General features: G+C 67.6%; 17 protein-coding genes and 1 tRNA gene. 7 read left to right on the plus strand and 11 right to left on the minus strand.

What is annotated here, in order from left to right; genetic code table 11:
- Positions 1-24: 24 nt before the first annotated feature.
- Complete coding sequence (trxA, locus tag L2D00_09260) at positions 25-948, minus strand: thioredoxin (GenBank protein WBQ12032.1); 924 nt, start codon at positions 946-948, stop codon at positions 25-27.
- A gap of 75 nt (positions 949-1,023) precedes the next feature.
- A complete protein-coding gene (locus L2D00_09265; protein WBQ12033.1) occupies positions 1,024-1,557 on the minus strand; it encodes a prolyl-tRNA synthetase associated domain-containing protein in 534 nt (177 codons plus the stop codon).
- A gap of 158 nt (positions 1,558-1,715) precedes the next feature.
- Between L2D00_09265 and L2D00_09270 the strand changes: the two genes are divergently transcribed.
- Positions 1,716-1,790, plus strand: a tRNA-Gly gene (locus tag L2D00_09270).
- Between the two features lie 138 nt (positions 1,791-1,928).
- Here the strand turns inward: L2D00_09270 and L2D00_09275 are convergent.
- The 5 genes from L2D00_09275 to L2D00_09295 all read right to left on the minus strand — a co-directional run bounded on the left by L2D00_09275 (position 1,929) and on the right by L2D00_09295 (position 8,196).
- A complete protein-coding gene (locus L2D00_09275) occupies positions 1,929-3,878 on the minus strand; it encodes a beta-propeller domain-containing protein (GenBank protein ID WBQ12034.1) in 1,950 nt (649 codons plus the stop codon).
- A gap of 110 nt (positions 3,879-3,988) precedes the next feature.
- Positions 3,989-4,843 (minus strand): N-acetylmuramoyl-L-alanine amidase, encoded by an 855-nt coding sequence (locus L2D00_09280; protein WBQ12035.1) that lies wholly within the window; start codon positions 4,841-4,843, stop codon positions 3,989-3,991.
- Positions 4,844-4,922: 79 nt separating this feature from the next.
- Positions 4,923-6,308 carry a DUF1254 domain-containing protein gene (locus L2D00_09285; protein ID WBQ12036.1) on the minus strand — a complete coding sequence of 462 codons (1,386 nt, stop codon included), beginning with the start codon at positions 6,306-6,308 and terminating at the stop codon, positions 4,923-4,925.
- 71 nt (positions 6,309-6,379) lie between these two features.
- Positions 6,380-7,213, minus strand: a complete 834-nt coding sequence (locus tag L2D00_09290; protein WBQ12037.1) for an ABC transporter permease — start codon at positions 7,211-7,213, stop codon at positions 6,380-6,382.
- Positions 7,210-8,196, minus strand: a complete 987-nt coding sequence (locus L2D00_09295) for an ATP-binding cassette domain-containing protein (GenBank protein WBQ12038.1) — start codon at positions 8,194-8,196, stop codon at positions 7,210-7,212. The genes L2D00_09290 and L2D00_09295 overlap by 4 nt, the downstream gene beginning before the upstream one ends.
- A 143-nt stretch (positions 8,197-8,339) precedes the next feature.
- Between L2D00_09295 and ppk2 the strand changes: the two genes are divergently transcribed.
- The 6 genes from ppk2 to L2D00_09325 all read left to right on the plus strand — a co-directional run bounded on the left by ppk2 (position 8,340) and on the right by L2D00_09325 (position 16,451).
- Positions 8,340-9,095, plus strand: coding sequence for a polyphosphate kinase 2 (gene ppk2 / locus L2D00_09300; GenBank protein WBQ12039.1), 756 nt, complete (start codon positions 8,340-8,342; stop codon positions 9,093-9,095).
- A gap of 29 nt (positions 9,096-9,124) precedes the next feature.
- Complete coding sequence (locus tag L2D00_09305; GenBank protein WBQ12040.1) at positions 9,125-10,210, plus strand: DUF2855 family protein; 1,086 nt, start codon at positions 9,125-9,127, stop codon at positions 10,208-10,210.
- A gap of 33 nt (positions 10,211-10,243) precedes the next feature.
- Positions 10,244-13,069 (plus strand): [protein-PII] uridylyltransferase, encoded by a 2,826-nt coding sequence (locus tag L2D00_09310; GenBank protein WBQ12041.1) that lies wholly within the window; start codon positions 10,244-10,246, stop codon positions 13,067-13,069.
- Positions 13,066-14,640 carry a murein biosynthesis integral membrane protein MurJ gene (gene murJ / locus L2D00_09315; protein WBQ12042.1) on the plus strand — a complete coding sequence of 525 codons (1,575 nt, stop codon included), beginning with the start codon at positions 13,066-13,068 and terminating at the stop codon, positions 14,638-14,640. Before L2D00_09310 ends, murJ begins: the two co-directional genes overlap by 4 nt.
- Positions 14,641-14,730: 90 nt before the next feature.
- Positions 14,731-15,774, plus strand: a complete 1,044-nt coding sequence (gene trpS, locus L2D00_09320; protein ID WBQ12043.1) for a tryptophan--tRNA ligase — start codon at positions 14,731-14,733, stop codon at positions 15,772-15,774.
- Positions 15,775-15,875: 101 nt separating this feature from the next.
- Entirely contained in the window at positions 15,876-16,451 is a 576-nt protein-coding gene (locus tag L2D00_09325; GenBank protein ID WBQ12044.1) for a copper chaperone PCu(A)C, read from the plus strand.
- 87 nt (positions 16,452-16,538) lie between these two features.
- Here L2D00_09325 and L2D00_09330 read toward each other — a convergent pair whose 3' ends face one another.
- From L2D00_09330 to L2D00_09345, 4 genes are all read right to left on the minus strand, one after another.
- Positions 16,539-16,841, minus strand: a complete 303-nt coding sequence (locus tag L2D00_09330) for a BrnA antitoxin family protein (GenBank protein ID WBQ12045.1) — start codon at positions 16,839-16,841, stop codon at positions 16,539-16,541.
- Positions 16,813-17,100, minus strand: a complete 288-nt coding sequence (locus L2D00_09335) for a BrnT family toxin (GenBank protein ID WBQ12046.1) — start codon at positions 17,098-17,100, stop codon at positions 16,813-16,815. The genes L2D00_09330 and L2D00_09335 overlap by 29 nt, the downstream gene beginning before the upstream one ends.
- A gap of 74 nt (positions 17,101-17,174) precedes the next feature.
- A complete protein-coding gene (gene trpB / locus L2D00_09340; GenBank protein WBQ12047.1) occupies positions 17,175-18,386 on the minus strand; it encodes a tryptophan synthase subunit beta in 1,212 nt (403 codons plus the stop codon).
- A gap of 49 nt (positions 18,387-18,435) precedes the next feature.
- Entirely contained in the window at positions 18,436-19,083 is a 648-nt protein-coding gene (locus L2D00_09345) for a phosphoribosylanthranilate isomerase (protein WBQ12048.1), read from the minus strand.
- Positions 19,084-19,117: the final 34 nt, after the last annotated feature.

Consider the following 19,117-nt stretch of genomic DNA (forward strand, 5'->3'; position numbering starts at 1 on the left):
CCGGGGTTTGCTTGTCCGGGCTGCTCACGCAAACAGAATGGACGACAGCCGCCGGCGGCCGGACTTGGCGAGCTCCGACATGGGTCCGGAGGCGTCGAACACGCGCAGAAGAAGCTGGCGGGCGGCGGCCTCGTTCCATTCGCGGTCCAGCGTGATGGAGGCAAGCAGCGCGTCCACGCAGCCCTCCATATCGCCCGCGGCCAGACGCGCCCGGGCCAGCGCGAACTGCGCTTCGGGATCGTTGGCGGCTTTCGACGCGCGCGCTTGTGCCGCGTCAAGATCATCGGCCCCCTCAACCTCACCGGCCAGTTCCATGGAGGCGCGCACGGCGGCGATGGCCGGGTGGGATTTCCTGGTCTCGGGCGCGCTGTCGATCAGCGCCCTGGCCTGATCCGGGTCCCCGCTCAACAGATAGAGGCGCGCAAGGCCCGCGATCGCCTCGGGGTTTTCCTTGTCCATCTGCAGCGCCTGGGCGAAGTCCTGCGCCGCACCGCCCGCATCGCCCGCCGTCATCGCCTCATGGGCACGCGCGATCAGGTCCTCCACCGCCTCGCCATCCACCTGGCCCGACAGGCGCGCGATGAACTGCTTGATCTGGCTTTCAGGCAAGGCACCCATGAACCCATCCACCGGCTGGCCGTTCTGGAAAGCGATCACGGCGGGGATGGACTGGATGCGCAGCTGGCCGGCAATGCCGGGGTTTTCATCGATATTGATCTTGACCAGCTTCACCGCGCCCTTGGCAGCACGCACGGCGGCCTCGATCACCGGGGTCAGCTGGCGGCACGGGCCACACCAGGGCGCCCAGAAATCCACCAGCACGGGCACAGTCTTGGACGGCTCGATCACATCGGCCATGAAGCTCTTGTCCGTCGCCTCGCGGATCAGGTCATCACCGCCCGCAGCGGGCTGGGCCGGGCTCTGGCCGCTGGCGCCAATAATCTCCATGGGGTGTGCTCCTCAGAACTGATGTGGCGAAACCGTTGCGCCCTAGGTGGCCGCTCGCGCGTGCGCATGCAAGCCTCAAGCAGCGTCGAGCGCGGACAGATCAAGCACTTCCGGCTCGCGTCCCAGCGCCCGTACAAAGCCGAGCAGGTCCGCGCTGGTCAGCGCCGTGGTGGCGTCATTCTTCAAGGGATGGAAATTCACGATGTCATGGTCCATCAGCGCCTTGTCCAGGATGAAGCGCACGCGATGGCCCGGGTCATTGATGATCGCGAACGCCGTGACGGACCCCGGCGTCACGCCCAACGCCTCTTCCAGCAAATCCGCCGATCCAAACGACAGGCGCGCCCCGCCGATCACCTTGTGCAGCTGGTTGAGGGCAATGTCTGTCGATTGCAGCGCGCTGATCAGCACAAGCGCGCCCTTCTTGTCCTTCAAAAACAGGTTCTTGGTATGCCCACCGGGCAGGCCCGCCTTGATATCCTCACCCTCGGCCACCGTGAACACCGGGGCATGGTCCACCGTGCGGTGCGCCACACCCAGCGCGTCCAGAAAGGCGAACAGATCAGCCCGGCTGACCGGCGGGGCGGGCGGTTGCGGCGTGTGTGTCATGATCTCCCGATTAGCCTTGTCCGGCAGGCGCGTGCAAGCCCTGCCAGGCCCCGTCACCGCACTGCCTATGCTGTGAACAGGCGGGCTTGCCAAACCTGGCGCGATGCGCGATATACCCGCCTCCCGGCTCTGGCCGGGCCCTGTCACGCAGGATATGAGCGGGCGTAGCTCAGGGGTAGAGCATCACCTTGCCAAGGTGAGGGTCGTGAGTTCGAATCTCATCGCCCGCTCCATTATTTGCTGTCCATTGATGAAATGAGATGAATGGGCTGGCGCGCGACGGTGTTGCGCGCCATTGCGGCACTGTACGCCCGGGGCGGCTCCAGACGTCCGCAGACAGCCCTGCCCTATCGACCCCCGATCCGCTCCGTCTACTTCCCCGCCCGCCTCTCGGGCTGCGGCGTGTAATCGATGCGCCGCGTCTCGCGAATGCGCGCGCCCGAGGCGTCGCCTTCCACCAGCTCATAGCCCAGCAGTGCAAACACGCGGCCGCGCAGGAAGATCGGGCGGGCGTCGCCATACCAGTCGACGCAGGACGCCTGACAGCCATCATCCACGCCCGCCGGCGCCTCGGATTCCAGCCGTCCATAATCTGACAGCCGGCGCGCATCCCGGCGCAGGAACAGCATGTCCGCACCGGCTGCCCTGGCACCGCGATTGATGACGGGCAGGCCCAGCAGGCCATCCGCGCCATCCCGGCTGGCGGTGTCGGGATTGTAGAAGAAGGCGTGGCTGCGCGATTCCGCCTCGCGGGCACCGCGCTCGACATACCGGTCGATGATGGAGGGCTGTGCGTCAGTCAGATCGACGGTGAGGAAGACCGCTGCATCCCGGCCGCCGACCACGACGGCGTCGCGGCCCACCGGCTCGATCCGGTCGATGCCTTCAGGCACGGCAAACTCCACCGGCTCACCGCCCTCCACCGGCACGATGACCAGGGAATAATCACTTTTCCCATCCCGCCAGCGGCTGAGGGCGTAGAGCAGCCGGTCGCCGACAAACCGGTTGCGGTCGAGATAGGCGTATTCGTCGCCCGGCAGGAACTGATAGTCGGAGGCGGGTGCCGCCCCGCCGCCATCGCCAAACCGCGAGAGGGGCAGCCGCAGAAGGGCGGGGCGTCCGCGCGTCAGGTCCGCGTTCCACATTGCATCGCCATAGCCCTCGTCGGCGACTAGCACATCAATCCGGCTCTGGGCCGTATTGGCGTTGAACGAGAACTGATCGAGCGGCTCGCCTTTCACCTCGACGGCGCTGGGCGGCCCCGCCTCCAACGGGATGCGGACGAGGAAGCTGAGGCTGTCATCCTCCACCCTGCGGTAAGTGTTCAGCCAGACATAGACAGAGTCCCCTGACACAAAGAAGGTGCGCGCCTCCGGCCCCAGCACCACTGTGGCCTTGCAGCGCAGTTCCGGCTCGGCCAGATCGCACTGGGTCACGGTGTGCATGGCTTCAACGTATTCTGCACTCTGGGCACGCAGCGGGGCGGGGATGAAGACGTTGCTGGCGCTGGCGATGCGCTCAAATTGCGGTCCCTCGCGGTCGGGCGTCCAGCGGCTCAGGCCCGGCATGTCGTCGAGCACATCGCGTGAATTCCACTGGAACGACAGCGGCGCGTAGAGGATGAGCCGGTCGCCGATAAGGCGCGAGGCGTAATTGCGATCGGAATAATAATCGTCCGATCTGAGATGATGGGAATCGATGAAGGACAGCGTCCCGTCCGCAGCCAGACGGAAGCGGTTGATCTCGGTTCCGCCGCGCCGGTAGCTGTAGCCGATGACGACAATGAGATCGCCGGACACCAGCATTTCGTCATACCAGTCCCAGCGCGCGCTGGCGCCGGGCGGGTAGGCGTCGATGGCGTCCACGGCGCGCAGATCCCCGTCTGCCGTTGACACGGTGAACAGCCGCCCGCGCCGCAAGATCACCAGATAATCCCCGCTGACCTTGACGATCCCGCCCTCGTCCACCCCGGCGACCTGCACATTGGTGATGGAATCGTTCTCCGTCGAAACTGAGGCGCTCACCGTGACGCTCTCCTGCGGCGCGGCGGAGGGCCCCGGGGCGGACGGGGCAGCCCCCGGCGGTGCCGGAGCTGACGGCGGTGGAGGCGGGGCGGGCGGCGGCGGGACGCGCGCGGCGACCATGAGATCGCCGCCGGGCGCCAGAAACTCCCGCAGCTCCTCGTCTGTGCTGAAGCCAGGCAGGCTCGCCGTATCGGACCGCTGGACGGTCGCGCAGCCGGCAGCGCCAAGGCTGACAAGCGACGCAGCGACGGCCCCGATCAGGCCGCGCCGCGCGAGATGAAATCCAGATCCGGCCATGCTCCGCACTCCGCTGCCACCACGCGCAGACTGGAGCAGCGCAGCAGACGTTCGGCAAGCAGAATTCCGGCAACGCATGACCGCCTCGCAACAAATCAACACCGGCAGCTTCACCGCCTCCGGTATGCCCGCCACACCCCGTCCGCGCCGCGGATCATCAACCCGTCCGGGTCCGTCGCCAGATCCAGCAGCGCCGCCGTCTGAGCGTCGGTCACGCCATCGTGGCGAGCCGGGCGGAAGCGCATCTGGAAAACGCTCAGCACCGTGCGGGTCTGCTCGTCCCACGCGCCGGTTTCCTGAATCGGGTAGCCGTGCCGGCGCAGGCGCGCCTGATGCCAGGCCGCGTCGGGAAGCGCCTCCTGATACTGCGCGGTCAGCGCCTCCAGTCTCGTTTCGTCCGGCCACGGAATGAGCCCGGCCCAGGCCAGGCGCCGCCACGGAAACAACGGCCCGGGATCAGACTTGCGTCCCGGCGAAACCTCCGCATGGCCCAGAATGCGGTGGGGGAGAATCTCGTTGCGCGCCGCGATGTCGGCGATTAGCCAGGCGGCGGCCGCGATCTGCGCCTCGTCATAGGGCTCCCAGTCGTCCGGCGCGCCCCAGTCATAGCCGCGATTGACGATCTCGATCCCGATAGAGGCGGTGTTGAGATAGGTCTCGCCGCGCCAGCTGGAGACGCCGGCATGGCGCGCGCGCCGATGCTCGGGCACCAGCCGGTGAATGCGCGCGGGGTCGCGGTCGATGAGATAGTGGCTGGAGACCCCGGTCCGGGAGAGCAGGCGCAGGGACTCGTCGAAATCCACCGCCGTGTAATGCACGATGATATAGCGCACCCGGCTGTCATGCGCCTCGCTGGCATGGCGCGTGTCGATCAGGGAGCCGCTTGCGCACGCGCCAAGCAGCCCCGTTGCGGCGAGCGCCATGAGCCGGACGGCCGCCCGGCAGGCAATGCAGAATCCGGTCATGGCGGCCTTTGCGGGGCGGACGGGCATCATCACACGCCAAGCCTGCCCGCGCGCGCTACGCCTTACAAGAGCGCGGGCCTCAGCGCCGCTCCACGCCCGGCATGGTCCATTCGCCCGAGAGCGCCGGATCGCGGGGCACGTACAGGCGTGCCGTCAGGGCGAAAGGTGCGTCCGGCGGGGCTGGCAGCCAGTTGGATTCCGGCGAGGCCCCGGGCGGTTCGGTGGAAATCCTTATGGTCAGCCCACCGTCGGAATCGTAAGTCAGATCGTCCCGGTCCCCGAGCGCATGGCGCCCGGCGGCACCCTCGGGCAGAAAACCGTCGGCGTCATAAAGGGTGATCGACCAGAACGCGTCCGCCGGCGGCAGGGCCCCGGGCTCGAAACGCAGAATATAGGTGTGACTGCTGTGGAGTGGCTGGCCGTCGCGATCGACCGATGCGTTGGGATAAATCGCATCCGCCGCCAGATTGGCACCCAGCCCGATATGCGCCACGCCCGCGCGCAGGGCGTAATTGGTCGCGTAATCGCCCAGCCCTTCGGTCAGCGTGCGCCAGCCCTCCGGTCCGGGCGGCTGGCGGTCGGCCTCGGCCAGCCGTGTGCGCGCCACCGCCACCCCGCGCCCTATCACCCGGCGCGCCAACAGGCCGTACCCGCTCCGGTCCAGCGTACCGGTCTCCCGATCAACCCCCAGCGCGGCGAGGCGTGCACGCATCTGCGCATCGTCCGCGCGGGCCGGGTTCTGTGCCATCAGCGCGGACAGACGGGCAAAGAATGCGTCCGGCGCCAGCGCCTCCACGGCATCGGGCGGGCGCAGGCCGGTGTCGCCTATCCGCGCCGGGGCCGAGGGCGTAGGCGCGGCTAGCGATATGCCATCCTGCAGGGCATGGACGGGGGCGAAGTCTTCGCCCGGCGCGATCTCAATGCGCCCGATCACCCAGGCCATGGGCGTCGAGACGCGCACATGCACGGCACCCGGCAGGGCCGGCCCGTCCCAGTCCGGCCCGGTAATGAAGGCCAGCCCCGGCCCGGACCCCGCCGTACGCGAACCCGGCGCGCCGGCCACATCGGTCCAGGCGTCCAGCACCTGGAGCAGCCAGTAGCGCTCCCCCATGTCCGGCCAGCGCAGCACGGCAGGCCCGTCAGACAGATCGAGCCAGGCGATGGAATAGAGCGTGTCGAGATTGGGCCGCACCACCGTATCATCCCCGGCCTGGGGCAGGTCACGACGGTGATGCAGCGTGTTGACGCCGCCCGGTTCGCCGTCAGCCTCGACCCGCGCCAGCATCACCGCGCGCGTCTCCTCCATCAGCACCAGAGGATAGCCAAACACATAAGCCTCGCCCGCGGTCTGACCGAGATCACGCAGGGACAGGCCGTCCGGATTGCGGGTCAGCGCAAACCAGCCCGCCGCGGCGGCGGCGATGAGGGTGATGAGGGTGAAAAGCGCAGGGCCAAGATATCGCATCGCCACACCATCGCCTGTCAGGCGGGCGCGGCGCAAGCATTGAGGCGGGCCCGGTGCGCCCCCGCACCACCCTAGCGCTCCTTGCGGTAGAGCCACATGGTGATCGGACCGAACACCGCCGCGATCAGGCCCGGTGCCAGCAGGGCCAGCAGGACGGCGCGCAGGTCCGGCGTTCCGGCCATGACATCGCGAATCGCCGTGACCAGCAGGGTGACCGGATTCACCGCCACCACCGACTGAAGCCAGCCGGGCATGGTGGCCGGATCGACATAGATGTTGGACGCAAAGGTCAACGGCATCAGCACCAGCCAGGCCAGCGTCATCACCGTCGACGGCGTGCGCACCGACAGGGCGAGCGCGGTGAATATCCAGCCAAAGCCCAGCGCGAACGCATTGAGCAGCAACAGGGCCGGGATCACTGCGATGAAGCCGCCTTCGGGCCGGTAGCCCATCAGCGTGCCGATGATGAAGACGATCACGCCCGAGGCGGTGAAACGGAACACGTCGGCCAGCATCGCCCCGGCGATCGGCCCCGGCGACCATACCGGCAGCGAGCGGAAGCGGTCGAACACGCCTTTGGAAATGTCGGTATTGAGCGTGAACCCGGTATAGACCGAGGTGAACACAATCGTCTGCACCAGAATGCCCGGCAACAGGAATTGCAGATAGGCGTCGGTGGACCCCGCCAGCGCGCCGCCGAACAGATAGGTGAACATCACCGTGAACATGATGGGGGTCACCACCACGTCGAACAGCTGTTCGGGCATGTGCTTGATCTTCAAAAGCGCCCGCCAGGCATAGGTCAGGCTGACCGACACCGCATGGGGCGGGCTGGCGGCCATGGCCGGGGCGGAGAGCACCGCGTCCTGCGCGGTGCGCTCCAGGGGCTTTGTCACATCGCTCATGGCGCGGCCTTCAGGTCTGGACCGGTTTCCGGCCCGTCCTCCGCCTCCGGCGGGCGTCCGGTGAGGGCGAAGAAGACTTCATCCAGGCTCGGCTGGCTGAGGCTGTAGCCTGACAGCGTGATCCCCGCCGCCGACAGGGCACTCAGGGCCGCCAGTCCCGCATCGGGATCAGACACGTCCACGCTCAGCGATGCGCCATTGCCGCCGGCGCGCAACTCGCCGTGCAGAATGCCGGCCAGCAGGCGGGAGGCGTCCTCGCGCCGGTCCGAACGGGTCAGGCTGATCTGCAATACGCCCCCGCCGACAGTCGCTTTCAACTCGGCGCTGGTTCCGCGCGCAATGATGCGGCCATGATCGACCACGGCGATCTCCCCGGCCAGCTGGTCAGCCTCTTCGAGGTATTGCGTGGTCAGGAGGATGGTCGTGCCGCTGGCGGCCAGGCCGCGCACGATGTCCCAGACCTGATTGCGCGAGCGCGGATCGAGCCCGGTGGTCGGCTCGTCAAGGAAGAGCAGCTCGGGCCGGCGGACCAGGCTGGACGCGATATCGAGCTTGCGCCGCATGCCGCCGGAATAATCCTTTGCCTGCTTGCCCGCAGCGTCAGCGAGATCAAACGCGCCCAGCAGGTCCATGGCCCGGCCCCTGGCGTCAGCACCTTTCAGACCGGACAGGCGCGCGAGCAGCAAGAGGTTCTCATACCCGGTCAGGTCTTCATCCACCGAGGCGAACTGGCCCGTCAGGCTGATCTTGCGGCGCACCTCGCGCGGCTCGCGCTCGATATCATGGCCCAGCACCAGCGCGCTGCCGCCGGAGGGCCGCAGCAGCGTCGCCAGCATGCGCACCAGCGTGGTCTTGCCCGCGCCATTGGGGCCGAGCACGGCGAAAATCTCGCCGCGGCGGACCTCGAGATCGATGCCGTCCACAGCACGCTTCTCGCCAAAACGGCGCGACAGGGCACGGGTTTCAATCGCATGGAGTGACATGGCGGGCTCGTCCGCTGGGGCCGGAGCACGCTTGTTTAGCCCAACCTACGCGCCGCACAAGGCAACATGATATGACGGTTTGGAAAGGCGGCGCAGTGCCCCGGCCTCGACTTGAGGCGCACACAGGCGCAGTGTGACCGGCGATGGACAAGACATTCTACAAAAGCGAGCTGACCCGGCTCCAGATCGGACTCGTGGCGCTGCAACGCCATCTGATCGCCACCGAGGCGCGCCTTCTGATCATTCTGGAGGGGCGCGACTCGGCGGGCAAGGACGGGGTGATCAAGCGCATCGTCCAGCATCAATCGCCGCGCGACACCCGTGTGGTGGCGCTGGGCAAGCCCACCGAGCGCGACCGGTCGAGCTGGTATTTCCAGCGCTGGACCGAGCATTTGCCGGCGGGCGGCGAAACCGTGCTGTTCAACCGCTCCTGGTACAACCGTGCCGGCGTTGAGCCGGTGATGGGATTCTGCACTCCCGCCCAGCACAAGGCCTTCCTGCAAAATGTCGGGCCGTTCGAGCAGATTCTGGTCAATGACGGGCTGGTGCTCCTGAAATACTATCTCGACCTGTCGCGCGCCGAGCAGGCGCAGCGGCTGGAGGACCGCTGGGTCAATCCGCTCAAATCGTGGAAAATCTCGCCTGTGGACGCCGTCGCCCTGAAGAAATTTGACGCCTATTCCAAGGCGCGCAACACCATGTTGGCCGTCACCGGCGACCCGGTCGCCTGGCGCGTGGTGAACGCCGATGACAAGCGCGCGGCGCGCCTGGCGATCATCCGCGACGTCCTCAAAAGCGCGCCCTGCCCGGACCTGCCCGAAGACTATGGCACCCCGGACCCGGACGTGCTGCGCCACTGGTCACCCGATGACCGGCCGGACGATCATCTGCATCACTGAATATCCTCACGCTGAAGGAGACGCGGGCCATGGGCTGGGCGCTGAGCATTGATCAAGTCAACATCACGGACGCCGCCATTGTGGAGGCCGGGGCGCGCGCGCTTGAACACGGCGAAGCCCGCCTGGCCGTGCGCCGCTTTGCGCTGACCGCCAACAACATCACCTATGCAGCCTTCGGCCAGGCCATGGGCTATTGGCGCTTCTTCCCCGGCCCGGACGGGCGCGGGCGCCTGCCGGTGTGGGGCTTTGCGCAGGTGACCGAAAGCCGTGCACCAGGGCTGGACGTGGGCGAGCGCGTCTATGGCTATTTCCCCGCTGCCAGCGAGCTGGTGGTCACCCCCGGCAAGATCCGCCCCGACAGCTTCATCGATGCGGCAGACCACCGCTCCGCCCTGCCGGCTGTGTATAACCGCTATGTGCGCTGCGCCGCCGACCCGGCCTATGACCCGCAGCGCGAGGCCGCACAAATGGTGCTGCAGCCCTTGTTTCTCACCTCCTTCCTGATCGACGCGCATTTGCGCGACACCGGCTTTGCCGGCGCGCAGCGCATCACCCTGACCAGCGCATCCAGCAAGACCGCCCTGGCGCTCGCCTTCCTTTTGGGACGCAGCCGGCCAGACGGCCTGCGCATCGAGGCGCTGACCGCGGCACGCAATGCGGCCTTTGTGGAGGCGTCGGGGCTGTATGACGACATCACCGATTACGACGGCATCGCCGCCATGGACCCCGCCCCTGCCCGGTTGATCGTTGATTTCGCCGGGGCGGCGGATGTGAACCGGGCGCTGCACGGGCGTTTCGGCGACAATCTGAAAGCCAATATCCGCGTCGGCGGTGCCCATTGGGATGACAGCGCGCCCGCATCTGATCTGCCCGGACCCAGACCCGCCTTTTTCTTCGCGCCCGACCATGCCCGCGACCGCATCGCCGAGTGGGGACCGGACGGATTCGCCAAACGCCAGGGCGAAGCCTGGTCGCAGTTTGTCGCCGCAGCCGATGACCTCCTGGCCTGGCGCAGCCTCACCGGCGGGGCGGAGGCTTTGGGTGCGTACCAGTCGCTGGTGCGCGGCCAGGTGCCCGCCAGCGAGGCGCTGGTGGTCGAGGTGGAAGAGCGCTGACAGGACGGGGGGCGCTGGCGTAGAACAGGGCCCATGATCCGGCCCACCTCCCTTCCTGCCTCGCTTGACGGCCTGCGCCTGCGCGCAGAGCTTGCCGCGTGCACGCGCAATGGCTGGGATCAGCCGGCGGAGCGTCAGGCGGCTTTGGCCAAGCTGAAAGCCTATCTCACCCGCGGGCGCGCCCTTGCCGAGTCCCGGCTCCAGGGCGCCAGTGGCGGGCTGGAGGCAGCACGGACCCTGTCGGGCGTGATGAATGCCGTGCTGCGCGCGCTGTATGATTCCATCGCCAGCGATCTGACTGATCAGGGCGCGCGCACGCCGGGGCTGGCCCTGTGCGCCGTGGGTGGATATGGCGCGGGCGAACTGGCCCCGCACAGTGATATCGATCTGTTATTCCTGGTCGATGATCCCGCCCCCGAACACGCCACGCTGATCGTCGAGCGCACGCTCTATGCCCTGTGGGATAGCGGACTGCCGGTGGGTGGCGGTGCCATCCGCACGGTGAAGGAGGCGATTGCGCTGGCGCGCGACGATGTCTCTGAACGCACAGCGCTTCTGGATATCCGCAGCCTGACCGGCGATGTGCGGCTGGTGCGCAAGCTGCTGAGCGCGTTCGAGGAGGAATTGCTGGGCGAGCGCGCCGGTGCCTTCGCTGCCGCCAAGCTGACCGAGCGCGATGCCCGCGTCGACCGCCAGGGCGACAGCCGCTATGCGGTCGAACCTCATATCAAGGACGGCAAGGGTGCCCTGCGCGATCTGCAGACCGTGCGCTGGCTGGCCCAGGTGCTCTACGGCGCTGACGCCATGGAGCGCTGGGTGGCGGTCGGGCTTTTGTCCGTCACTGATGTGGAGCGCTATCTCAATGCCGCCGACTTCTTCTGGACTGTGCGCTTTCACCTGCATGCGCTGGTCGGGCGCAAGGACGACCGGCTGAGCTTTGACATGCAGCCCGGCGTGGCCGTGCGCATGGGCTATGACGACCGCGCCGATGCGCTGGGGGTGGAAGCCTTCATGCGCGACTATTTTCTCAAAGCCATCGATGTGGGCGCACTGACCCGCCTGGTCTGCGCCAAGCTGGAGGCCGATGAGCTGAAAGACGCGCCGGGCGCCGCCGGGCGCTTCCTGCCGTCCGACGGCATGGCGGACGCCGAAGGCCTGGCCGAGGAAGGCTTCACCCTGCGCGCAGGGCGGCTGTGCTTTGCCGACCCGGCGGCGATTGAATCCGATCCGGTGATGATGCTGCGCCTGTTCGAAGCAGCGGCGGCGCGCCATTACGATCTGCACCCCGACGCGGTGGCGCGCATCGGCCAGTCCCTGCGCCTGATCGACGACGCCTTGCGCAGCGATCCGCGCGCCGCGCGCAGCTTCTTTGCGGTGCTGCTGGACGCCGAGGATCCGCGCATGACCCTGCGCGCCATGACCGAGGCGGGTCTGCTGGGTGCCTATATCCCGGAGTTCGGCGATATTGTCGCGCGCACCCAGTTCAACATGTATCACCGCTTCACCGTGGACGAGCATACGCTCAACGCGCTGGGCCTGTTGCGTCTGATCGAGCAAGGCAAGCTGGCAGGCGATCACCCGCTGGCCACCAGCCTGGCGCAGAAAATCTCGTCGCGCCGGGCGCTGCATCTGGCCGTGTTGCTGCACGATACCGGCAAGGGCAAGGGCGACCAGTGCGTGGAGGGCGCCGCCAATGCGCGGGTTGCCGGCCCGCGCCTGGGGCTGGACGAGAACGAGGTGGAGCTCACCGCCTGGCTGATCGCCAACCACCTTGAAATGAGCGACGCGGCCCAGCGGCGCGATATTTCCGATCCACGCACCGTGCTGGATTTCGCGCGCCTGTGCGGCACGCTGGAGCGCTTGCGGCTACTGACCATATTGACCGTGGTGGACATCCGCGCCGTGGGTCCGGGTGTGTGGAATGGCTGGAAAGCCCAGCTTCTGCGCGATCTCTATCAGGCCACCGCCGCCGTACTGGCCGAGGGCGGGGAGCGCGGCGAGGACGCGGCCCGCGCGCGCCTGGCCGCCCGCGCGGATGCCGCCCGCGCAGCCTTCCGGTCTGTGGTGGGCCGGTTCGACGCGGACTTTGCGCAGCGCTGGATCGGCGAGATGGATGACCCCTACTGGCTGGCCTTCGCCGAGAGCGACCGGCTGCGTCACGCGGCGTTTGTCCGCGCCAGCGCCGCCATGGGCCGCGATATCGCCGCGGGCGTGCGCATCGACAAGCGCCGCTCGGCCTGTGAGGTGATGGTGCTGGCACCCGACCGCGACGGCCTGTTCGCCGACATCGCCGGCGCGCTGGCGCGCGAAGGCGCCAATGTGGTCGGCGCCCAGGTCGCCACCACCCATGGCGGGCAGGCGTTCGACGTGTTCTTCGTCCAGGAGGGCGGCGGACGCCCCTTCGGCTGGTCCGATCCCCGCGCACGCTCGCGCCTCAAGGACGCGGTGGAAACCGCCGCGCGCGACGGGCTGGCCGCCGACTGGCGCCTGCCCGTCCAGCCCCTGCGCCGGCGCGAGGCAGCGTTTGCGGTAAGCCCCTACGTGAAGCTGGACCTTGAAGCCGCTGACAATGCGCTGGTCATTGAAGCCTCGGGCCGCGACCGTCCGGGTCTTCTGCACGCGCTGGCGCACACGCTGACGGGGCTGGGCCTGTCACTGCAGGCCGCGCGCATTGACGGCTACGGCCAGCGCGCCGTGGACACATTCTACGTCACCTGCAAGGGCGCAAAGCCCGATGATCCGGCTCTGCTCGAAACCATCACCCAGGCACTGGAAGCGGTGCTCGCTGAAGCGGAAGCGGCGCTGGGGACCCCATCCGGCGCAGGCCCCGCGCCCATTCCGGCGAGCGCCGGGCGATGAGGCTGTTTCGCAATCTGGGCGTCGTGAGCGCCTTTACGTTGGCCAGCCGCATTCTGGGCCTCGCCCGCGAAAGCCTGATGGCCGGGCGTCTCGGTGCCGGGCCGGTGGCCGACGTGTTCTTCCAGGCGCTGGTCATCCCCAACACCTTCCGCCGGGTGCTGGCCGAGGGCGCGTTCAACGCCGCCTTCGTGCCGCTTTATGCGCGCGAGCTGGAGGGCAAGGGCAGGGAAGAAGCCGATGCCTTCGCCAGCGAAGCGCTGAGCGTTCTGGCCACCGTCACGCTTCTGGTGGTGGTCGCCATTCAGCTGCTGGCACCGTGGATCGGCTACGTCTTCTTCCCCGGCCAGATCAATGATCCCGGCCTGTTCGCGCTGGGCATCCTGCTGTTGCAGATCATGATGCCCTATCTGCTGTGCATGACGGTGACGGCGCTGATCGGTGGTGGCCTCAATTCCCATGGCCGCTTCGCCACCGCGGCGGGCGCGCCCATGCTGTTCAATCTCGCCCTCATCGTGGTCTTGATGTTCGAATTCGCCGACCGCGAAGCGCTGGCGCTGTGGCTGGCCATCGGTGTCACGGTGTCCGGCGTGATGCAGGTGGCGCTGCTGGCGCTGGCTGCGCGGCGGGCGCGGCTGAAACTCACCCTGCGCGCGCCGCGCGTGACGCCCCGGGTCAAGCGCCTGATCGTGCTGGGTGTGCCCGGCGCGGTGGCGGCGGGTGCCACCCAGATCAATGTGCTGGTCACCTCCTCCATCTCCATGCTGGAGGAGAGCGCGCGGTCCTATTTGTATTATTCCGAGCGGCTCTTCCAGCTGCCTCTGGGCGTGATCGGCATCGCCATGGGCCTGGCGCTGCTGCCCAATCTCGCCCGCCGTCTGCGTGCCGGGGACGAGGCGGGCGGCCAGTACACGCTGAACCGCTCCATCGAAATCTCGCTGGCCCTGACCCTGCCGGCCGTGGCCGCCATTCTGGTGATCCCGCAATTCCTGGTCGGCGGATTGTTTGAATGGGGCGAGTTCACATCCGAAGACACCGCCAATACCGCGCTGGCCCTGATCGCCTACGGGGCCGGCCTGCCCGCCTTCATCCTGATCAAGGTGCTCGCGCCCGGCTTCTTTGCCCGCGAGGACACGGCCACGCCCATGCGCTACGCGCTGGTGTCGGTGGCGGTCAATTTTCTGCTGGCCGTGACTCTGTTCTTCGGTGGCATGGGCTTTTTGGGTCTGGCCATCGCCACCAGCGTGGCGGGCTGGATCAATGTGGCGCTGCTGGCGCGCACCCTGCTGGCGCGCGGGCTGTGGCAATTGGATGCGCGCCTTGTTGCACGCCTGCCGCGCCAGCTGCTCGCCGCGGCTGTCATGGGCGCGGCGGTCTGGGCCATGGCGGGACCCGGCGCGGACTGGCTCACCGGCCTCGTCCCGGCGCTGAGCGCCTATCCTGCCAAGCTGATCGTGCTGGGCGCCGTGGTGGCGCTCGGCGCCGCCGTCTATGGCCTCGCCGCGCTGGCTGTCGGGGCGCTCCAACCCTCAGACCTGCGCGATCTGGTGCGGCGCAAGCCGGACCCGGCCTGACCCGGCAAGCCGTTCACGCTTGAGCCTTGCGAGGCGCAAGGCTATCACCGCGCCCTATTCCTTCGCGACTGACCAGACATCGGATCCCCCATGAGCGACGCCCTGCCCGTCTATTCCGGCCCTGAACGCATCCTGTCGGGCATGCAGCCCACAGGCGGGCTGCATATCGGCAATTATCTGGGCGCGCTGAAACACTGGGTACGCCTGCAGGAGGGTCAGGCCGACTGTTTCTATTGCGTGGTGGACATGCACGCGATCACCGTGGCCCATGACCCGGCCGATCTGCCGGGCCGCGTGCGCAGCGCGGCCGCCGCCTATATCGCCGCCGGGGTGGACCCGAACCGCAGCGCCGTGTTCGCCCAGTCGGCAGTCCCTGCCCATGCCGAGCTCGCCTGGATTTTCCAGTGCGTGGCGCGCCTGGGCTGGCTGGAGCGCATGACCCAGTTCAAGGACAAGGCGGGCAAGGACGCCGAGCGCGCCAGCGTCGGCCTGTTCACCTATCCGGTGCTGCAGGCCGCCGACATATTGATCTACAAGGCCACCCACGTGCCTGTGGGCGAGGATCAGAAACAGCATCTGGAGCTGTCGCGCGACATCGCCGCCCGCTTCAACCGCGACTTTGGCGCTGGCGAAGCCGTGCTGCCCCTGCCCGAGCCGGTGATCCCGCCGTCCGGCGCGGGCGCGCGCATCATGTCGCTCAAGGACGGCACGGCGAAAATGTCCAAATCCGATCCCAGCGACAATTCGCGCATCAATCTGCACGACGACGCCGACACCATCGCGCGCAAGATCAAGAAGGCCAAGACCGACGCCGAACCCCTGCCCGCCAGCACCACCGAACTGGATGCCCGGCCCGAGGCGCGCAACCTGGTCGGTCTCTACGCGGCGCTGACCGGGATCAGTGCGCAGGCCGTCCTCGACGAGCATGCTGGCCAGGGTTTCGGTGCGTTCAAGCCGAAGCTCGCCGAGATCGCGGTACAGTTCATCGCGCCTATCGCGGACGAATACGCCCGCCTGATCGCGGACCCGGCAGAGATTGACCGTATCCTGGCAAGCGGAGCCGAGCGCGCCCGCGCCGCCGCCGAACCGGTGATCGCTGAAGTGCGTGACCGGGTCGGCTACTGGAAAGCCTGATACACGCCGCGCGCTTGCATTACATGTTTGTCATCCCCACCTAACATCTCCGTCCGGCGCGGGTCTGTCTGCGCCGGTTGGCAAGACAAGGACCCCTCCCCATGCGTCACACAATCTGGCTCGCCGCCGCCTCTGCGCTCGCGCTCGCAGCCTGCAACGACCCCGCCGCCCCCGCCTCCTATGACGACGCCGACGCAACAAGCCCGTCCACTCAGGACGTCGCCTCTGATGCCAGTGTCCAGGAATCCATGGACCAGACCCCGGCCGCGCAGGAGCCCGCCGCGGCGTCCGAACCGACCGCCTACACGGTTGTCGGTGCCTGGATCCGCAATCCCCCGCCGGGCCGTGACGTGACCGCCGCCTTCATGACGGTGACCGCTGGCAATGCCGAAGGCCGTCTGGTTGATGCGCGCACCAATGCCGCCGGACGCGTGGAACTGCACACCATGGCGATGGAAGAGGACGTCATGCGCATGCGCCGCGTCGAGGGCCTCGACGTGCCGTCGGGTGGCTCGATTTCGCTGGCACCGGGCGGCGATCATCTGATGCTGTTCGAGATTGACCGCGACGTGCTCGCCACGGGCGAGGTGCTGATCGAACTGGTGTTTGAAAACGGCCAGACCGTGAATCAGGTGTTCGAAGTGCGTGACACCGCGCCGGACGCCGAAGCGAACTGACCGGTTTCCTGAACGCTTGACGCAAGACAGCGGGCCGGGCGCAACGCGTCCGGCCCGTTGGCTGTCTGGCCGGCATTGCGCAGGCCGTCAGGCAGACGCCTTTTTCGCCGCCTCCATATAGGCGCGCAGCACCGCATTCATGCGGGTCTGATACCCGCGCCCGCCCTGCTTGAAGAAGTGCAGAACGTCCCGGTCCAGCCGCACCGTCACCTGCTGCTTGCCATAGCCGGGATGCCAGACAGCTTGCGCGAAGTCTTCTTCGGTCCATTCAGGAATGTCGGAAGTGTCGATATCTTCGTCGGGGATCTCGGCGAGCCGGCGCAATTCCTCACGGTCCGCCTCGGTGAGCGGGGGAAGGTCTTCAAGTCTGACCCTTACGGTTTTGCCCATCGTAGAATTTCCTCTCCTTCCGCTTCGCCGGCCGCGCCGAGATAATCCGCGTGACTCCGTGGCGGTCCGTGTGGATCACGCTGACAATCAGGACCTCATCCAGCACGCCAATCGTGTTGTAGCGCACCTCGCCGTCAGGCCCCGGGCGCGCCAGAGCGGTGACGTAATCGCCCTCGAACACCCGCACCGCCCGGTCAAACCCGATCCCGTGCTTGGCCCGGTTGGCGCGGTCCTTGGCCTCGTCCCATTCAAACTGCATTGTAGCTACAAATGTCGTTACGGACAAGCGCGTGAGAAGCGTATTCGGCTAAACTGCGCCCGTTTTGGGGGGAGTTACAGCTCCACCGCCAGCGCGCCCGCCACACTGAACACGTCCTTGTCGCCGCGGCCGCACATATTCATCAGGATGACGGCGTCCTTGCCGAGCTCACGGGCGAGGTCGCGGGTGCGGGCGAGCGCATGGGCGGGTTCCAGGGCCGGGATGATGCCTTCAAGCTGGGCGCACATCTGGAACATTTCCAGCGCCTCGGCGTCAGTAGCGGAGCGGTATTCGGCCCGTCCCATATCGTGCAGGAAGGCGTGCTCCGGCCCGATGCCGGGATAGTCCAGACCCGCGGAAATGGAGTGACCTTCCGTGATCTGACCATCGGCGTCCTGCAGGAGATAAGTCCGGTTGCCGTGCAGAATGCCCGGCTTGCCGCCATTCAGGCTGGCGGCGTGGTCGGGCGTGTCGAGGCCTTTGCCCGCGGCCTCCACGCCGATCAGGCGCACGCTTTCATCTTCGAGGAAGGGATAGAACAGGCCCATGGCATTGGACCCGCCGCCAATGCACGCCACGGCGGCGTCGGGCAGGCGGCCGATGCGTTCGAGCATCTGCTCGCGCGCTTCGCGTCCGATCACGGACTGAAAATCACGCACCATCATCGGGTAGGGGTGGGGACCGGCCACCGTGCCGATCACGTAGAAGGTCTCGTCGGGATGGGTGACCCAGTCCCTCAAGGCTTCGTTCATGGCGTCTTTCAGCGTGCCGCGCCCGGAGGTCACGGCGTGGACCTTGGCGCCCAGCAGCTTCATCCGGAACACGTTGGGCTTCTGGCGCTCCACATCGGTGGCGCCCATGAACACCTCGCACGGAATGCCGAACCGCGCCGCCACCGTGGCCGTGGCCACGCCGTGCTGGCCCGCGCCGGTTTCGGCGATGATGCGCGTCTTGCCCATGCGCTTGGCCAGCAAAACCTGGCCCAGGCAGTTATTGATCTTGTGCGCGCCGGTATGATTGAGCTCGTCGCGCTTGAACCAGATCTGCGCGCCGCCAAAGGCCTCGGTCAGGCGCTCGGCGAAATAGAGCGGGCTCGGCCGGCCCACGAAATCGCGGCTGAACAGGTCGAACTCGGCGACGAAGTCCGGGTCGTCCTTGTACTGAGCATAGGCCGCCTCCAGCGCCAGAATATTGGGCATCAGCGTCTCGGCCACATAGCGCCCGCCATAGGCGCCAAAGCGCCCGGCCGCATCGGGATACTGGGAGAAGGCGTTGGGCTTGGTCATGGGACGGTCCTGACAATTGAGGCGGGGTGAGAGACAAGCCGCTCGGCGCTCACGGCGCAAGCGCGCCTTGCGCCCGGGCTGCAGCGATAAAGGCGTCGATCTTCGCAATATCCTTGACGCCGGGCGACGATTCCACGCCGGAGACCACGTCCACGCCGCGCGCGCCGCTTTGGCCAATGGCGTCTGCGACGCTGTCCACGGTCAGCCCCCCGGCCAGCAGCCAGGGCGCGCCGGCGTCAAACCCGTTCAGGAGCGCGTAATCCCAGCCGACCCCCAGCCCGCCGGGCCGGTCAGCGTCTGCGGGCGGTTTGGCGTCGAACACAAACCCGTCCACTGCCCCGCGCCAGCGCGCCGCCCGGTCCAGATCTTCGCGCGCCGACACGCCCAGCGCCTTCCATACGCCCTCGCCCACATAAGAGCGCACATCGAAGCAGCGCGCCGGGCTTTCATCGCCGTGCAGCTGGATGATGTCAGGCTTCATGCGCACCAGCACCTCGCCCAGCAGCGCATCATCGGGGTCCACCAGCACCGCTACCGATTTTGCCGCGCCCTTGCGCACCGCCAGCGCCCCGGCGGCGGCCGGCGTCAGCGCGCGGGGCGATCGCGGGAAGATGATGAAGCCCAGATACGCCGCGCCCGCCGCCACGGCGGCGTCCACGGCGGCGGCGTCATTGAGGCCGCAGATTTTGACGGTCATGCTCATGGGTGCGGATATAGGCCGGGTCTGGGGG

It is taken from the genome of Hyphomonadaceae bacterium BL14, assembly GCA_027627705.1.
In the GTDB taxonomy this organism is placed as follows: domain Bacteria; phylum Pseudomonadota; class Alphaproteobacteria; order Caulobacterales; family Maricaulaceae; genus Oceanicaulis.

Excerpts from the sequence above, each read along its gene's own strand:
- trxA (WBQ12032.1), bottom strand. The coding sequence starts at position 948 with ATGGAGATTATTGGCGCCAGCGGCCAGAGCCCGGCCCAGCCCGCTGCG.
- L2D00_09265 (WBQ12033.1), bottom strand. The coding sequence starts at position 1,557 with ATGACACACACGCCGCAACCGCCCGCCCCGCCGGTCAGCCGGGCTGAT.
- L2D00_09275 (WBQ12034.1), bottom strand. The coding sequence starts at position 3,878 with ATGGCCGGATCTGGATTTCATCTCGCGCGGCGCGGCCTGATCGGGGCC.
- L2D00_09280 (WBQ12035.1), bottom strand. The coding sequence starts at position 4,843 with ATGACCGGATTCTGCATTGCCTGCCGGGCGGCCGTCCGGCTCATGGCG.
- L2D00_09285 (WBQ12036.1), bottom strand. The coding sequence starts at position 6,308 with ATGCGATATCTTGGCCCTGCGCTTTTCACCCTCATCACCCTCATCGCC.
- L2D00_09290 (WBQ12037.1), bottom strand. The coding sequence starts at position 7,213 with ATGAGCGATGTGACAAAGCCCCTGGAGCGCACCGCGCAGGACGCGGTG.
- L2D00_09295 (WBQ12038.1), bottom strand. The coding sequence starts at position 8,196 with ATGTCACTCCATGCGATTGAAACCCGTGCCCTGTCGCGCCGTTTTGGC.
- ppk2 (WBQ12039.1), top strand. The coding sequence starts at position 8,340 with ATGGACAAGACATTCTACAAAAGCGAGCTGACCCGGCTCCAGATCGGA.
- L2D00_09305 (WBQ12040.1), top strand. The coding sequence starts at position 9,125 with ATGGGCTGGGCGCTGAGCATTGATCAAGTCAACATCACGGACGCCGCC.
- L2D00_09310 (WBQ12041.1), top strand. The coding sequence starts at position 10,244 with ATGATCCGGCCCACCTCCCTTCCTGCCTCGCTTGACGGCCTGCGCCTG.
- murJ (WBQ12042.1), top strand. The coding sequence starts at position 13,066 with ATGAGGCTGTTTCGCAATCTGGGCGTCGTGAGCGCCTTTACGTTGGCC.
- trpS (WBQ12043.1), top strand. The coding sequence starts at position 14,731 with ATGAGCGACGCCCTGCCCGTCTATTCCGGCCCTGAACGCATCCTGTCG.
- L2D00_09325 (WBQ12044.1), top strand. The coding sequence starts at position 15,876 with ATGCGTCACACAATCTGGCTCGCCGCCGCCTCTGCGCTCGCGCTCGCA.
- L2D00_09330 (WBQ12045.1), bottom strand. The coding sequence starts at position 16,841 with ATGGGCAAAACCGTAAGGGTCAGACTTGAAGACCTTCCCCCGCTCACC.
- L2D00_09335 (WBQ12046.1), bottom strand. The coding sequence starts at position 17,100 with ATGCAGTTTGAATGGGACGAGGCCAAGGACCGCGCCAACCGGGCCAAG.
- trpB (WBQ12047.1), bottom strand. The coding sequence starts at position 18,386 with ATGACCAAGCCCAACGCCTTCTCCCAGTATCCCGATGCGGCCGGGCGC.
- L2D00_09345 (WBQ12048.1), bottom strand. The coding sequence starts at position 19,083 with ATGACCGTCAAAATCTGCGGCCTCAATGACGCCGCCGCCGTGGACGCC.